Raw genomic sequence first — 15644 nt, forward strand, 5'->3', positions numbered from 1 at the left:
TGCGCTGAATATAGAAGCCGGCGTTATTGTAATGGATTGGATAGGGATAACCTAGTTTGAAAAGTAATATTGCGCTTATATAAAAAGATTCGCACAAACCTGTACGAATCCTTTTTTAGAAAAATGACGTTTTTATAAATTAGAAAGATACCATTTTGCCTGGGTTAATCATTGCGCCGATGCCATACATACTTTTAGCCAGTGGAATAACGACAGGGGCAAGGGTACGGCCAAAAATAATATTTTGATGGTCAATTCTAGATAACATTTCAAAGTCATTCGATTGGCCAACAAAATCATTCGCAATCGCCTTACCAATACGTACTGTCTGCGCTACGCCATGACCGCTCCAGCCGTGAACAGCATAAATCGGGAACTTGTTGCCAAATTTACGGCTATCGACTGCACCATTAACAGTTAAATCGGTAGTTCCACTCCAGACGAAATCCATCTCTAGATTTTTAATTTGCGGGAATACGGTATGAATTCGATGCTCTAGATAATTTAGAGTTTTCTCTGGTCCCCAACATGTTCCAGTACCTTGTCCACCAAACAGTAAACGGTTATTAAAGACAGGGCGGTAGTAATCAATCTGGAACTGAGTGTCATAAACCGGATGTCCAAATGGCAGAAGCTCTTTGGTATCAAGCTCTAAAGGAGCGGTGGTCGCGACATAAGTGTAAAACGGAATAGTGGTATTGTTCTGTTCAGATAAAAGTTTAAATGAAGCATGGTGTACCGCTAAAACCACAGACTTTTTAGCTTTTACGACTGCATTTGCTGTGTGAACATAAATACCATCTGCTTTTTCTTCTATTGAAATAACTTCTGTTTGCTCATACACAGAGCCGCCGTTTTGGCAAAAGCCATAAATTAAGCCACGGTTTAGAGCCAACGGATGGATTTGTCCACCTAACTCATCAATTAAACCACCTGTATAGTAGTCAGACTTAATATAGTCCATGAGTTCGTGCTTACCTACAATACGGGTGTGGTCTTCACCTAAGTATTTTCGGGCATCGGCACCTTGTGTTAAGCCAACCAAATGTCCCTCATGAACGGCGGCAGTAATATGGCCGTATTTACGGTCAAAGTTGAGTTGGTATTTTTCCGAGATATCATCAATCAGTTGCATCGCTTCAGTAGAGGTAAAATGCCATAGTTTTTTGGCATCTTCGTAGCTGAGTCGATCGGCCATTTCTTCAGCTTCCCAACGTGCTAAACCTGGGGTGAGTTGTCCACCATTTCGACCTGAAGCTGCACTACCAATACGATTTTTTTCTAATAAAACCGTATCTACACCTTGTTCAGCTAAATGTAAGGCAGTTGATGAACCTAATAAGCCACCACCAATAACCACCACATCACACTCGATGTCAGCATTTAAACTGTCAAATGTATGCCAATTCGAGAGGGAACTTTCATAGTAGTTTGCTGGGTTATCTACCGAAGTGCCGTTAACCGTGGTTGCGTCAAATTTTGTATGTTTTGGATTTAACCAGCTCCATTCTTTACCCACTTGTAAAGACTGACTTGGTTTGTATTCCACATCTTTTAAAAGTTGAGGTTTAGAAATAATTTTCATGACGAAGTTCCTTAAAAAATTAATAAGCATTACTAATTGCAATACTTTGTTTTTTAATCGTTTTATAAATGAATAGGAGAATGCCTAAAGCCAACCAGAAACATCCAAAAGTCAGTGAAGACGAGTCGAGATTGAGCCATAAACAAATAATGCTGACGACCGATAACAGCGGTAAAAATAGGTTTAGAAATTTATTTTTAAAACCTGAGCGTTGCTTATCTTTAATATAAAATTTCATAAAAACTGAGAAGTTTACGGCTGTAAACGCAACGAGCGCACCAAAGCTGATCAGACTGACAACTTGAGCTAAATCTAAGAAAATAGCCGACATCGAAATAAGCCCGACAAATAAAACCGAGAAAAAGGGTGTCCCTAAAGAGCTATGGATGGTTCCAAAATACTTTTTAGGGAAAATATTGTCGGTACCCATTATATACAGTAAACGCGAAGCACTGGCATGTGAGGCAAGGCCAGAGGCGACAGTGTTCATAATTTGTCCGCATAAGAAGATGGACTGAAACAAAGCACCACCGACATAAAGCACAATTTCTGGTAACGCTTCTGAAGGATGGTGAAAACGGACATTGTTTGGAAAATAAAGCTGAATAAACCAAGCGGCTGTGAAGAAAATAGCTCCGCCAGCAAGTGTGGTTAACATGACTGCACGGGGAATATTTTTGGTGGGTTGTTTGGTTTCATTTGAAAGGGTGGTGACCGCATCAAAACCTAAGAATGAAAAGCATAGAACTGAGGCCCCAGCAACAAGTGGTAATAGTGATTGCTGACCATGCCATAGCGGAGCCAAGGTAAGTACATGTTCGTAACCTTGAGTAGAGCCAATACCCCGAACCACTAAATATACAAAAATAACCATGAGGATAATCGGTGCGAACACAAACACGAGACTTAAGTTGGCAAGTAACCGAATACGGAAACAGTTGACTAAAGTCACAAGGCCCGCCGATACCAGCACCCAAAACCAATAAGGCAAACTTGGAATTAGTGCGGTGAGATAAATTGCTGCCAGTAACACATTGATGAGTGGTAATAACAGATAGTCGAGTAGAGAGCACCAACCGACAAAAAAACCACTTTTGGGTCCTAAGCTTTCGGCAGTATAACTATAGGCTGAGCCTGATTTTTCCGAATTTTGACTAAACCTTGCGTAGCTCCAAGCGGTAAGCAACATAGCACCTAAAGCAAGTAAATATGCGAGAGGGACATGCCCGTTGGTAATTCCGGAAACAATACCGAAAGTATCAAAAACCGTCATGGGGGTCATATAGGCAATACCAATAATTGTCACTTGCCATAGCGATAATTTTTTTAAGGAAGACGCTTTATTTTCCATGTCTTTTCAACCTCAAATTTCATTGTTTTTGCTTTTCATCCAGAAAGGCGATGCTATTTTTAGGCCAAAACTTCCCCTAGACCTGAATAAACAAGTCTGTTTGAAGAAAGTTTGAACAACAGCTAGGGCTTAAAGTGCTATATCACCTTGGTGGTACACTAAAGCGGGAATAAAAGGCCAATATTCTTTGCTTTTTAGATGACAACCAACTGGAAAGACTGACAGGGTTGCGAGAAAAACTGTTGATCAGTCTTATCTTTAAATAATGTCCCGGTTCTGATGCTAATGTCATTTGAAGTAATGACTCGAGATGAATCATTCATAATGACCGCCTTTTGCTTAATGTTTTTGAGTTTTGGCATAAGTAGTTTTTCAAGAGCCGAAACTAAAATATCGGTCGCAATGACACCGATAAAATGGTCATGAATCATGACAGGGTGAGCAATGGTAATGGTATAGGCACCATTGCAAATATAATCCACATAAGGACCATGTATGCATGGACTTTTATTTTGAGCAGGTTTATGAAACCACTCAAATGAGCGGAAATCTAAAAAGCGCTGCGCATTTTGGTAGTTTTCAAGTTTCGCTTGTTGTAATTGATCTTCTTTTTTATACCACCATTCTAGCGTCCAATAGTCTTGCTCATCTTGAGTTGCCGGACTATAGCTAGCAAAACCCGTACCTTGACTATAATGGCTCTGAGAGAGAGCTTTTTTAATTTCTTTCTGCAAAGCAGCGCGTTCTGAAGTTGAAAGCTTAATATCTGCATTTTTTTCAGAAGCGTGTTTCGACAGAATTTTACTTGCTTTATTTGCGAGTGTTTCCGTAATAGAGGTTGTTTCGTCAACTACCGTCTTTAACAAATTTTGAAGCTCTTCTACATCTAAATGTTGGGTCATTCCTATAACTCCTAAAATTCCATATTCCTAACTTGTGTATTGATAAGCCATCTTATTTCTTATTTTTATTCACTCGATAACTTATATCGAAGCATTTGGTCAGTGAGCATTGAAACTATTTTTCTGGCTTGAATAACAGCTTCATTTTCATTGTTGTCAATAAAAGACGACAAAAGATGGTGATATTGCTTTACAACTTCACGGTGAAAATCATCATCTTGATAAAGCACGGCAATGAGCGGAGCCCATTCAGCCTGAATCGTGAGTTCCTGATTTGCCAGTCTTGAAGATTGGGCAAATGAGGTGAGTGTGAGTAAACAACGTAAATCAAGCTGTGCACGTGTATCTGCTTCAACGGCTTGTTCAAATTGATCAATCAACTCTTTGATTTTGTTAAGTTCGTATTCAGTTGTTCTTTGAGCGGCCAGATAGGCACTATGACTTAAAATTGCACTATGAAACTCGCCTAAATCGGCAAGATACTCATTTGAAGCTTGGCGCAAAGGATGTTGATTTAAAAGTAAATCCGAAGGTAGCTCACAAACAAAACTTCCACCATTTCTTCCGCGACGTGTATCAATTAAACCCTTTACGCGTAAAGTATTTAATGCTTCGCGAACGGTAATTGGCGAAACTCCCATTAAGCGTGCTAAGTCTGCTTCATTAGGAAGTTGTTCATTGCTTTTGAGCAAACCAGAGATAATTGCATTTTCCAAGCGTTCTACAACTTGTTCCGAACGAGTTGCTTGAGCAATAGGTGCAAAAATTATCGTATATGCTGACATGGCGAATTCTCTAAAAGCTAAGTCAAAAGACTTAGCTTAATGAAGCGGATAAATAGTTATTAAAACACGCCATAACCATGGACAGCCTGTTCATCTTCAGGCACAGCAGGTATTGCATCCCAAAGTTCAACAATTTTGCCATTATCTACACGCCATAGTTCAAAATAGGCATGTCGATTTCCGGCAATACTGCCTTCGGAATGTGTCAATACAAATTGACCATCAGCAATGGAGCGATGCGTTTTTGAGTATACCAAACCTTGTCCTTCATTACGGATATTGTTCAAAAAATCAATCACGGCTTTAACGCCATCACCAATATCAGGACTATGTTGAATGAACTGATCGCCGTCGGTATATTCTTTAAAGGCTTCATAATTTCCATCAATTAATGACTTCTTGAAGAAAGACGTCACAATCTCGCGGTTTTTCTCTGGGTCATGGTGAGTTACGATTTCAGTCGGACCATCTAGTTGAGTTCTACCGCTTACATTCGGTGCAGCTTCTGCCACAAGACCATCCCAATGCTCGACAATTTTGCCGTCTTTTACTCGGTAAATATCAAAACCAACTAATGGGTTTTCATCTAAGCCTTGAAAGCGGCCATGAATTGCAACCAAATCACCATCTGCTAGTACACGTATAGCCTCATGTTGCATATCGGGACAATCTTCTACCAATTGACGAAGACCTGAAATACCATTTGCAACGAGTGGTGAGTGCTCTATAAAGTCTTCAGAAAAATAACGGTCTAGAGCAGTGGTGTCATGCAAATTAAAGAGTTCGTGATGGGCTTTAGTCACCAAGTCTTTCATTTCTTGCTTATTCATTTTGATCTCCTTTCAAAACGCATTGTTATTATTCGTTTGAACTCATCACATGTTTAACACGGGTATATTCTTCAAAACCGTAACCAGATAAATCTTTACCATATCCTGACTTTTTGAAGCCGCCGTGTGGCATTTCCGCGGTTTAAGGAATATGGGTATTAATCCAAACTGTACCGAAATCAAGTTCACGTGACAGGCGTGTTGCACGAGCATGGTCTTTGGTCCAAACACTTGAAGCTAGGCCATATTCAACATCGTTGGCTTTTTCAATGGCATCATTTTCATCGGTAAATTTCTGAACGGTAATCACTGGTCCAAAAATTTCATTTTGAATAGCTTCATCATGTTGTTTTAGGCCACTAATAACAGTCGGTTCAAAATAGAAACCTGGGCGGTCTGCTTGTTTGCCACCTGTTTCAACTTTGGCGTGAGCAGGTAAGTTGTCGATAAAAGCTTTAACATTCTTTAATTGATTGGCATTGTTAAGTGGACCATAAAGCGCGTCTTGATCATCTGGATTGCCAAAACGGGTATTTTTTGCAGCTTCAATTAACTTGCTTAAAAATTCATCATGAACAGATTCAGCCACAATCACACGCGTTGCCGCAGTACAGTCTTGCCCTGCGTTGAAATAGCCTGTTAAAGCAATCATTTCAACGGCTTTATCAAGATCGGCATCTTCAAAAACCAGTACAGGTGCTTTACCGCCAAGTTCAAGATGGGCTTTTGCTAAATTTGCCGCAGCAGAAGCAGCAACTTGTAATCCGGCACGAACTGAACCGGTAATTGAAACAAGAGCAGGGGTTTTGTGTGATACAACTTTTGAACCGACTTGCGCTTGGCCTAACACCACGTTAAATGCACCTTTCGGAAAAAATGGTGCAGCAATTTCTGCAAGTAAAAGGGTACTTTCAGGAGTTGTGTCACTTGGTTTTAATACGACAGTATTACCCGCTGCCAAAGCAGGCGCAATTTTCCAAACCGCCATCATAAGTGGATAGTTCCAAGGCGTAACTTGGCCGACCACGCCGACTGGTTCACGACGAATAGAAGAAGTTAAACCTTCTAGATATTCGCCAGTTGCTGTGCCATCGAGTAAGCGGGCAGCGCCTGCAAAGAAACGAACTTGATCTGCTGATGCACCTACTTCTTCAGATGCAATTAAATGTTTTAACTGACCTGTATTGCGGCTTTGCGCTTCAATCAAACGGTCGGCATTTGCTTCAATAGCATCTGCCAAGTTAAGTAATGCTTTTTGACGAGTCGAAGGTGTACTACGTCCCCAAATTTTAAATGCTTCTTTTGCAGCAGTATAAGCTGCATCAACTTCTGCCTCGGTCGCATTTGGCGATTGTGCATAGACTTCACCAGTGACTGGGCTTACCAAATCGAAGAAATCATTTCCTTTGCTAGCAACATATTCGCCGTTAATGAAGTGTTGTAGTTGAGTTTTAGCCATTTTTATACCTTGTCCTTAGGTTTTAACATATAACATATAATACTATATGTATTATGTTTTAAATTTTCTGTCAAATGCTTTGATGAGGGGAGTGAGTGAAAAAGTGGGAATTTAAATCAAATTAGATTTTAAGTTTTTGATTTTGATTATTTAAAAAAATTAAAAATTTATTGAGGATTGTTAGAATAGGTTCATTATGAGGATGGCCTTTTAGATTTAACGAGCGGCCATAGAGAGTTTTTTTAATGTAAGGAAAATGGATGAGCTCAGCCGTAAGTTGGCTCACCCCATGTTTAATTTAAGTTTGAACGCAGTGATTAGGTCTTATGGCTAGCAAGTAAAATACTGGTCTCACTGTTATAAATGCCTGAAATATTTCGAATTCTCTCTAATACTTTATCGAAGTTTTCTAAAGTGTCTGAACGTAGCTCAACCAGAATATCCCATTTACCGTTAGTTTTATGTAGACATTCAACCGCACTTTCTAGGCGTAGTTCTTTAATCACAGACTGTGCTTTGGTGCCTTCGACCATAATGCTCATCCATGCACGGATGACATTCCGTTCCGCATTTGGTTTAAAACGAACCGTATATCCGGTAATAATGCCCGAAGATTCAAGATACTCCATTCTCTTTTTAATCGTTGCTCTTGAGACGTGAACTTTTTCGGCTAATTCGGTTACAGACATCCGTGCGTTATCTTTAAGTAAACCTAAAATAATTTGATCAATATTGTTCATAATGTAATTGTCAATTATCAGATTGGTAAAAAATAATTCATTTTTTACTGAATTACAAATTTTGTGAATCAATTTGATTTTGAATAATAAGGTCATCAGTTAACCCGAATAATTCAATTTAATGGACTAGATAAGATGAATAATTTTGCAGTTTCTCGTGGTGACTTTAACGAGTGGATGGTTCCAGTATTTGCACCGGCAAATTTCATTCCGGTACGTGGTGAAGGTTCACGTATCTGGGATCAAGAAAATAAAGAATATATCGATTTTGCAGGCGGGATTGCAGTAAATGCATTAGGTCATGCGCTTCCAGTGGCAGTCAATGCGTTAACAGAACAAGCAAAAAAACTTTGGCACGTCGGTAATGGCTATACAAATGAACCCGTTCTACGCCTTGCAAAACAACTCACTGAAAATACATTTGCAGACAAGGTTTTCTTCTGTAACTCAGGTGCAGAAGCGAATGAAGCAGCTTTAAAACTTGCGCGTAAAGTTGGACTCGACAGCGGTGTTGCAGGTAAAAGTGGCATTGTGGCATTTAACAATGCTTTCCACGGCCGTACTTTATTTACCGTTTCGGCAGGTGGCCAACCAAAATATTCACAAGACTTTGCACCACTTCCAAACGGTATTAGCCATGTTGCTTATAATGATTTAGAAGCAGCTAAAGCAGTCATAAATGAACAAACTTGTGCAGTAATTGTAGAGCCTGTACAAGGTGAGGGCGGGGTTATTCCGGCTGATATCGAATTTTTAAAAGGTTTACGTGAACTGTGTGATCAGTTTGGTGCCTTACTTATTTTTGATGAAGTACAAACGGGTGTTGGCCGTACCGGTGCACTTTATGCCTACATGAACTACGGTGTGATTCCGGATGTACTGACTACTGCAAAAGCCTTGGGCGGTGGTTTCCCGGTCGGTGCAATGTTAACAACTGATAAATTTGCGCCGCATTTTTCTGTAGGCACACACGGTACAACTTATGGTGGTAACCCGTTAGCGAGTGCAGTTGCAGGTGCAGTCTTTGAGTTTATTAATACGCCTGAAGTGCTGAATGGCGTTAAAGAGCGTCACGACTACTATAAAAACGCTTTAAATCAATTAAATGAAAAATATGAAGTCTTTAAAGCAATTCGTGGCAGTGGTTTATTGCTCGGATGTGTTTTAAAAGACGAGTTTGCTGGTAAAGCAAAAGATATTAATAACCTTGCGGGTGAAGAAGGTTTACTGAGTCTTATTGCTGGTCCAAATGTAGTCCGTTTTACACCTTCTTTAATCGTTCCATTTGCTGATATTGATGAGGGCTTAAAACGCTTTGAACGTGCGCTTGCTCGCTTTGTGGAAATTCAAAAGGATGAACAAGCAGCATGATGATTATTCGCTACATTGAACCTAGGGATGTTAATGACCTTTACCTGTTGGCGCAAAAAGCAGGTTTTGGTTTGACATCTTTGCAGCCAAATATGGAAAAGTTGGCTGCACGTATTGAACGGGCGTGTAAGACAGTCGCAGGCGAACTCCCAAAGGCAGATCAGGTTTACTTATTTGTTTTAGAAGATACTGAACTCAACAAAGTTGTTGGCGTTTGCGGTATTGAAGTCGCTCTTGGTTTAAAAGAGCCTTGGTACAATTTCCATGTAGGAACCCAAGTTCACGCTTCAGAACCCTTAAGTGTTTATAACGCTTTACCTACTTTGTATTTGAGTAATGACCATACTAACTGTAGTGAGCTTTGTACTTTATTTTTAGATCCTGACTATCGCTTAAATAAAAATGGCAAATTTTTATCTAAAGTCCGTTTCTTGTTTCTCTCTGCCTTTCGCCAATATTTTGAAGAAACGATTGTTGCCGAAATGCGTGGATACTCTGATGCAAATGGGCAGTCACCATTTTGGAATGCGGTAGGCCATAAGTTTTTTAATATTGAATTTACCAAAGCCGATTATTTGAGTGGGGTGGGACAAAAGGCTTTTATTGCTGAGTTGATGCCGAGACATCCACTCTATGTTGATATGCTGCCTGATGATGCTAAGGCCGCGATTGGTATTGTTCATCCCAATACTCGACCAGCCTACAATCTCTTGCTTGAAGAAGGACTACGCTACAAAGGCTATGTCGATATTTTTGATGGTGGTGCAACGCTGCAAGCAGATATTGAAAATTTACGAGCAATTAAAGAAAGCCAGATTTTAACTGTGCAAGTTGTAGAGTCTATTCCTCTTAGTTCAGGTGATGAACCCTATATTGTGGCCAACGATAACTATGAAAATTATCGAGCAATTCTTGTATTCGGCACACCTTATCAGGAGTCATTGCAAATAACAAAAGCACAAGCAAAACAATTAAATGTTGAAAATGGTGGTTTAGTCCGTGTGTTAAGCGTCCATGTTAAACAGGACTCGAACCCACAGATAGTGAACAAACTTAAAGAAACAGAACATTTGCGAATGGCTATTAATTAAACAGAAATACTATACATTTCACCAAATTTAAGAAGGAATACTATATTATCGCTAGCGCAAGATGGGTATATGGATAAATACAATCTTGCTCGCTGAGCTGGGATTAATTAGCCTGTTTTATTATATAAAAGATAATTCAATAAAATGTGTAATTAATTTATATATTTTAAGAATTTTTCAAAATTATATTTTTAAATGCAGGCTAATATAATAATGAAGGAAAGGAATGATGAATAATTTTTATTGTTATAGGTGATGGCTTTTAAAAAGGAATTTATAAGGTCTTAAGTGATTTAATAATATTTTTAGAATGGTTTAATGGACTAAATTAATAATCATATAATTTATTTATTATTAAAGCATTTACGACGGTTGCTATAAATTGGAGTAAATATTACATGAGTAAGAATAATGGAAAGCAATTCCTGGAAGGAGATCTTCTTGGTAGTCAACATATGACTGAGCAAGAAGAAGAGAAATTGCAGCGCTCATTGACAAATCGTCATATTCAAATGATCGCAATCGGTGGTGCAATTGGTACTGGATTATTTATGGGTTCCGGGAAAACATTAAGTGTTTCGGGTACTTCAATTGTTTTAACCTATTTAATTATTGGTTTTTTCTTTTTCTTCGTAATGCGGGCAATGGGTGAATTGTTGCTTGCCAACACGAATTTTAAAACCTTCGCCGATTTTGCAACAGCTTATCTCGGTCCGTGGGCGGGGTTCTTCCTTGGTTGGTCCTACTGGTGTAACTGGATTATTACAGCCATTGCCGATGTAATCGTGATCGGGGGGTATATGCAGTTTTGGTATCCTGATTTACCTGTTTGGATTCCGGCATTTACTTCATTGGCGATCTTAACCATACTCAACTTTGTGGCTGTGCGGCTTTTTGGTGAACTTGAGTTTTGGTTCTCCCTCATCAAAATTACCGCAATTATTCTGTTTATTCTGGCGGGTATTTATTTAATAGGTACCGGATTTACTTCTCCAAATGGGGTTAAGGCCTCGATGAGCCATTTGTTTGAAACAGAATCGATGTTTCCTTATGGCGTTACAGGTTTCTTGGCTGGCTTCCAAATTGCCATCTTTGCATTTGTGGGTATTGAGCTTGTCGGTACGACTGCTGCTGAAACCAAAGACCCGCATACTTCACTTCCGAAAGCAATTAACTCTATTCCTTTACGCATTTTATTATTCTATGTAGGCGCATTGGTTTGTATTATTGCAGTCACATCTTGGGCAAAAGTTTCACCAGAAAAGAGCCCATTTGTAGAAATGTTTACCTTGGTTGGATTACCAATTGCGGCGGGTTTAATCAACTTTGTTGTTGCGACTTCGGCTTTATCTTCTGCAAATAGTGGAATCTTTGCAACCAGTCGTATGCTATATGGTTTGGCTTTAGACAACGATGCACCTAAAAGCTTTAGTAAGCTGTCAAAAAGAAAAGTTCCAATTCGCGGACTCGTATTTTCAATGGCATGCGTAACGGTTGGTACTTCTATTTTATTTATTGTGCCTAATGTCATGACCGCCTTTACGATTATTTCAGCGCTCACTTCAATTTTATGTATTTTTACATTTATGCTGATTGTGCTTTCATATATTTATTATCGTAAGAAAAGCCCTGAGCTACATATCCAGTCAAAATATAAAATGCCAGGTGGTTTATTTATGGCATGGATGACCATGTTATTTTTAGTTTTTACTATCGTAATTTTGGCTTTAGACCATGATACTTTAATTGCATTGGAGTGTTCACCAATCTGGTTTATAGGTTTATTTATTGCTTATAAATATAAAAAGAAAAAGCTGTTGCAGCTTGATATTTTAAAAGCTCAAAAGGTTGATTATATTTAAATCATTTTTAGTGATTTTATTAGAAATCTTATTATTTAAAACCCAATAAAAAAGCCTCATTACGAGGCTTTTTTATAATCCTTATTTAATATTTGGATCGCCTTTTTTCAAAAAAAAGCGAATCGCTAGTTTTTGTAGGAATGTTCCATAAGGAGGGTGGAAAAGCTGAGTCGGGAAAAACCGATGACGAATAAATACAGTTTTTGCATGTGAAAGTTCACGGAAACCTTCTTCGCCATGATATGACCCCATGCCTGAGTTACCGATACCGCCAAAAGGAGCATCGTGGTTAACTACATGCCAACCCCAGTCATTGATGGTCACACCACCTGAATGAGTTTCACGCAAAATACGATCTCGTTCTACTGAATTATGCGTAAAGCAATAAAGTGCTAAAGGTCTTTCGTCCGATTTCACATAGGTAATCGCATCATCTAAAGAATCATAAGCCACCACAGGTAAAATAGGGCCAAAGAGTTCTTCTTTCATAATCCGCATGTCTGGCGTGCAATTCAGCACAATGTGCACAGGCATCCTGCGACCTTGTTGGTCAAAGCTATAAGTATCGCAAGGAATAATAAGGGCACCTTTTTCTTGCGCATCGGTCAAAATATCTTGAATACGTTTTAAATGGCGGTCGTTCACAATGGATGTGTAATTCTCATTATTTTCAATGTTTTGACCAAACATTTTTATAAAGCTTGATTTCGCAGCTTCAACAAATTCATCAATACTTTCTTTGGGAACCAACGCGTAGTCAGGCGCTACACAGATTTGACCACTATTAGTTGCTTTGCCATGGGTAATACGTTTTGCCGCATCGGCAAGTGGGTAATTACGGCTCACAATGGCCGGTGATTTGCCACCTAACTCAAGTGTAACAGGTGTTAGATTTTCAGCAGCAGCTCGCATGACGACTTTGCCAATCGCAGGAGAACCCGTAAATACAATATGGTTAAATGGCAAAGAGGTAAATCTTGCTGGGTCTGTAATTTCTTCACCAAAAACCGCCACTTCATCTTCATTAAAGACTTCAGCAAGCATGCGTCTTAGCATTGCATTGGTATTCGGTGTAATTTCAGGGAGTTTAATCATGACTCGGTTGCCCGCAGCCAAAGCTGCAATGAGCGGGCCAAGTGCTAAATAAACGGGGAAATTCCAAGGAACAATCACACCAACCACGCCTTTAGGTTGGTATTGCACACTTAAACGGTTCGATAAAAATAAAAGCTCGGTACGGCGTTTACTTGGACGCATCCAGCGGCGTAAATGATGAATCGCATGATCAGCTTCCAACACAGAACCAAGCAAATCTAGTAGTTTAGATTCATCGAGTGATCTTGAACTAAAGTCAGCATTAATCGCGGCAGCCAAAGCATCTTGATAACGGATAATTTGTTTTTTAAGTTTATGCAGTTTTGTGCGGCGTGCTTCAAGACTTGGGTAAGGATCTGCCTCAAAATTGGCACGTTGTTTGGAAAAAATAAGTTCCATATGTTCAGTGGCAGAGCCGCTATATTCTTTTAAAGTGGAGCTTTCCATTATTGTTCCTTCCATACTTTTGCTTATCATACTTTATGCTTGAAGCGTCGTATGGTCGATGTTAAATTGAGACAACAAGAGGTAGATTAGTGCCATTATGCACGTCACTCTAGGGATGGTGTGAGTTAAATGCCTAAAAATCTTTATAAAAATGCAAATAGTGTTATCGAAGGAAATTATGATAATACACCCTTAGGTGCCAATACATATTTGCTGGGTTTAACCAGTTTATTTGATGAAATGGGGGCGCAAGGCCATTCAATATCCGATGTTTTATCTGGCACAAATATTTCGCCAGATGCTATGAATCACTCCTCTTTATATATTTCCCAAGTCCAAAAAATTCAGCTATTTCAAAATATTCAAAAGCTATCAAATGATCCACTCATTGGTCTGCGCGCAGGGCAAAAGCAGCGATTGTCAGATTTTGGAGTGTATGGCTATGCGCTATATTCTTCACGTAATTTTAGACAAGCGGTCGAGCTTGGTATTCGACACATTAAGCTTGCAGGACCTATTTTAAAGAAGTCATTTTATATTCGAGATGATGTTGCCGTTTTTGAAGGGCAGGACATTATTGCACTGGGTAAGCTTTTACCTTTAGTGTGCGAGTTTTGGTTTAGCTCTATGCAAACCTTAATTGAACGAGTGCTTGAAGGACCATTTCAAGCGAAGAAGCTTTTGTTGCCCTGTCCAGCGCCTGACTATGCAGAAGAATATGAAAAAGTTTTTCATTGTCCTGTTCAGTTTAATGCTGGGGTAATGCAATGGCACTTTGATTTAAAATGGCTCGATGTACCTTGTCCAAATGCCAACCCGATTACTGCGGACATGTGTAAGTCGTTTTGTGAGCGGATGCTAGGTGCTGCTGAACTTGAGGAGCCTGAGTTGGTGAAAACGATTCGTTTAATACTATTGGATGGAACAGGGCTTTTTCCATCAGCTCAAGAAATGGCTGAACGTTTACATATCTCAAAGCGTACTTTACACCGGCGCTTGGCAGGTTTTGATTTAACCTATCAAGAATTGTTAGATGAGACTCGGCGCCGTCTTGCTGATGAATATTTGCGAGAGACAACTTTAACCATAGATGAAATTGCTGAGAGAATTGGCTTTTCAGATACTTCTAACTTTCGAAAAGCCTACCGTCACTGGACAGGCATTTCACCAAATGAGTATCGAATACAGTACCTAAATTAGATTAAGGTTTGTTTATTATTTAAATCGAGAGAGTAACTTTTTCTGCAAAAATGGATTACAGAGCAAAATCGCAAATAAAATAATAAAAATGCCGATAATACTGAATAGATCTGGTAATTCATGCCAAAAAACAAATCCCCAAATTCCCGCAAAAATAATGGCAATGTAATTCATTGGGCCAATTTGTCCTGCGGGCGCTAAGCTGTAGGCATAAGACATAAACAGTTGACTAATATTAGCTAAAAGTCCTGCGGCAATGAGTAGTGCTAGTTCATGCCAAGTGAAAATACGCCAATGCCAGAACATGGGAATAGAGGAAATTAAACTACCAAAAACACAGAAGTAAAAAACAATACGTTCAGGCGGCTCTGTACTGGTTAAAGCTCTTACGGTCACAAAGGCCATTGCTGATAAAAAGCATGCACCCAAGCCAATAAAAGATAATGCGTTAAATAGACCTTGATCGGGTTTAGCGACAAATAAAACCCCAATGAGTCCAATCACAGCGGCAAAAATCATCGATTTGGTAATTTTTTCTTTTAAGAAAAGCCATGCAATCAGTGGAATAAAGATAGGAGATGAATAACTAAAAACCATAGCGTTCGATAGTTTTAAGTTCGCAATGGCATAGAAAAAACCATACATGGCGGCTAGCCCGACAATACTTCGCCAAGTATGCATCCAGAGTTTATCGGTTTTAATAAAATCTAGCCCCTGTTTAAAGAGCATCGGAATAAAAATAAATAAACCTACTGCATTTCTAAAAAACACGACGGTCGCATTGTCCACCGTTTGTGAAGCAAAACGAATGCACACTCCCATAATGGAAAATAATAACGCTGATGTCATAAGACAAAGCAGTGCTTTTCCAAGTTGTGTAGAGGGGAGGTTTGAAGCAGTCTGGTTTTGCATAGAGAAATACAGTT

General features: G+C 39.2%; 12 protein-coding genes and 1 pseudogene. 4 read left to right on the plus strand and 9 right to left on the minus strand.

All coding sequences use genetic code 11. From position 1 onward, the window contains the following. Positions 1-139: 139 nt before the first annotated feature. From RFX69_RS07850 to RFX69_RS07880, 7 genes and pseudogenes are all read right to left on the minus strand, one after another. The gene (locus RFX69_RS07850; RefSeq protein ID WP_289332685.1) at positions 140-1585 is read right to left on the minus strand and encodes an FAD-binding oxidoreductase; all 1446 of its coding nucleotides are present in this window, start codon (positions 1583-1585) and stop codon (positions 140-142) included. Positions 1586-1604: 19 nt separating this feature from the next. After that, the gene (locus RFX69_RS07855) at positions 1605-2936 is read right to left on the minus strand and encodes an APC family permease (RefSeq protein ID WP_000428074.1); all 1332 of its coding nucleotides are present in this window, start codon (positions 2934-2936) and stop codon (positions 1605-1607) included. 194 nt (positions 2937-3130) lie between these two features. Next, on the minus strand, positions 3131-3838 hold the full coding sequence (locus RFX69_RS07860; protein WP_000191917.1) for a cache domain-containing protein: 708 nt from the start codon (positions 3836-3838) through the stop codon (positions 3131-3133). Positions 3839-3903: 65 nt separating this feature from the next. Further along, positions 3904-4623, minus strand: a complete 720-nt coding sequence (locus RFX69_RS07865) for a FadR/GntR family transcriptional regulator (protein ID WP_001277431.1) — start codon at positions 4621-4623, stop codon at positions 3904-3906. Between the two features lie 59 nt (positions 4624-4682). After that, positions 4683-5453: a nuclear transport factor 2 family protein gene (locus tag RFX69_RS07870; RefSeq protein WP_289332684.1), complete on the minus strand. Its 771-nt coding sequence runs from the start codon at positions 5451-5453 to the stop codon at positions 4683-4685. A 28-nt stretch (positions 5454-5481) separates the two neighbouring features. Further along, positions 5482-6912: pseudogene (locus RFX69_RS07875) on the minus strand (gamma-aminobutyraldehyde dehydrogenase). Positions 6913-7229: 317 nt separating this feature from the next. After that, positions 7230-7652, minus strand: coding sequence for an Lrp/AsnC family transcriptional regulator (locus RFX69_RS07880; protein ID WP_289332682.1), 423 nt, complete (start codon positions 7650-7652; stop codon positions 7230-7232). A 135-nt stretch (positions 7653-7787) separates the two neighbouring features. Between RFX69_RS07880 and RFX69_RS07885 the strand changes: the two genes are divergently transcribed. The 3 genes from RFX69_RS07885 to RFX69_RS07895 all read left to right on the plus strand — a co-directional run bounded on the left by RFX69_RS07885 (position 7788) and on the right by RFX69_RS07895 (position 11976). Beyond that, the gene (locus RFX69_RS07885; RefSeq protein WP_289332681.1) at positions 7788-9023 is read left to right on the plus strand and encodes an aspartate aminotransferase family protein; all 1236 of its coding nucleotides are present in this window, start codon (positions 7788-7790) and stop codon (positions 9021-9023) included. Then, positions 9020-10114: an arginine N-succinyltransferase gene (gene astA, locus RFX69_RS07890; protein ID WP_289332680.1), complete on the plus strand. Its 1095-nt coding sequence runs from the start codon at positions 9020-9022 to the stop codon at positions 10112-10114. Before RFX69_RS07885 ends, astA begins: the two co-directional genes overlap by 4 nt. Positions 10115-10512: 398 nt before the next feature. Further along, positions 10513-11976 carry an amino acid permease gene (locus RFX69_RS07895; RefSeq protein WP_032044383.1) on the plus strand — a complete coding sequence of 488 codons (1464 nt, stop codon included), beginning with the start codon at positions 10513-10515 and terminating at the stop codon, positions 11974-11976. Positions 11977-12057: 81 nt separating this feature from the next. Here RFX69_RS07895 and RFX69_RS07900 read toward each other — a convergent pair whose 3' ends face one another. Then, positions 12058-13518 (minus strand): coniferyl aldehyde dehydrogenase, encoded by a 1461-nt coding sequence (locus RFX69_RS07900; RefSeq protein ID WP_289332679.1) that lies wholly within the window; start codon positions 13516-13518, stop codon positions 12058-12060. Positions 13519-13647: 129 nt separating this feature from the next. On the opposite strand from RFX69_RS07900, the gene RFX69_RS07905 reads away from it, so the two are divergent. Continuing rightward, positions 13648-14718: an AraC family transcriptional regulator gene (locus RFX69_RS07905; RefSeq protein WP_289332678.1), complete on the plus strand. Its 1071-nt coding sequence runs from the start codon at positions 13648-13650 to the stop codon at positions 14716-14718. A gap of 15 nt (positions 14719-14733) precedes the next feature. On the opposite strand, the gene RFX69_RS07910 is transcribed toward RFX69_RS07905, so the two are convergent. Then, complete coding sequence (locus RFX69_RS07910; RefSeq protein ID WP_001181015.1) at positions 14734-15630, minus strand: DMT family transporter; 897 nt, start codon at positions 15628-15630, stop codon at positions 14734-14736. Between the last annotated feature and the right edge of the window lie 14 nt (positions 15631-15644).

Origin of the sequence: Acinetobacter sp. 148 (assembly GCF_031196675.1) — a bacterium.
GTDB classification, from domain to species: domain Bacteria; phylum Pseudomonadota; class Gammaproteobacteria; order Pseudomonadales; family Moraxellaceae; genus Acinetobacter; species Acinetobacter baumannii.

Bases quoted from the DNA above. Each gene is read 5' to 3' on its own strand.
- RFX69_RS07895 (WP_032044383.1), top strand. From the start codon at position 10,513: ATGAGTAAGAATAATGGAAAGCAATTCCTGGAAGGAGATCTTCTTGGT.
- RFX69_RS07855 (WP_000428074.1), bottom strand. From the start codon at position 2,936: ATGGAAAATAAAGCGTCTTCCTTAAAAAAATTATCGCTATGGCAAGTG.
- RFX69_RS07865 (WP_001277431.1), bottom strand. From the start codon at position 4,623: ATGTCAGCATATACGATAATTTTTGCACCTATTGCTCAAGCAACTCGT.
- astA (WP_289332680.1), top strand. From the start codon at position 9,020: ATGATGATTATTCGCTACATTGAACCTAGGGATGTTAATGACCTTTAC.
- RFX69_RS07860 (WP_000191917.1), bottom strand. From the start codon at position 3,838: ATGACCCAACATTTAGATGTAGAAGAGCTTCAAAATTTGTTAAAGACG.
- RFX69_RS07905 (WP_289332678.1), top strand. From the start codon at position 13,648: ATGCCTAAAAATCTTTATAAAAATGCAAATAGTGTTATCGAAGGAAAT.
- RFX69_RS07870 (WP_289332684.1), bottom strand. From the start codon at position 5,453: ATGAATAAGCAAGAAATGAAAGACTTGGTGACTAAAGCCCATCACGAA.
- RFX69_RS07880 (WP_289332682.1), bottom strand. From the start codon at position 7,652: ATGAACAATATTGATCAAATTATTTTAGGTTTACTTAAAGATAACGCA.
- RFX69_RS07900 (WP_289332679.1), bottom strand. From the start codon at position 13,518: ATGGAAAGCTCCACTTTAAAAGAATATAGCGGCTCTGCCACTGAACAT.
- RFX69_RS07910 (WP_001181015.1), bottom strand. From the start codon at position 15,630: ATGCAAAACCAGACTGCTTCAAACCTCCCCTCTACACAACTTGGAAAA.
- RFX69_RS07850 (WP_289332685.1), bottom strand. From the start codon at position 1,585: ATGAAAATTATTTCTAAACCTCAACTTTTAAAAGATGTGGAATACAAA.
- RFX69_RS07885 (WP_289332681.1), top strand. From the start codon at position 7,788: ATGAATAATTTTGCAGTTTCTCGTGGTGACTTTAACGAGTGGATGGTT.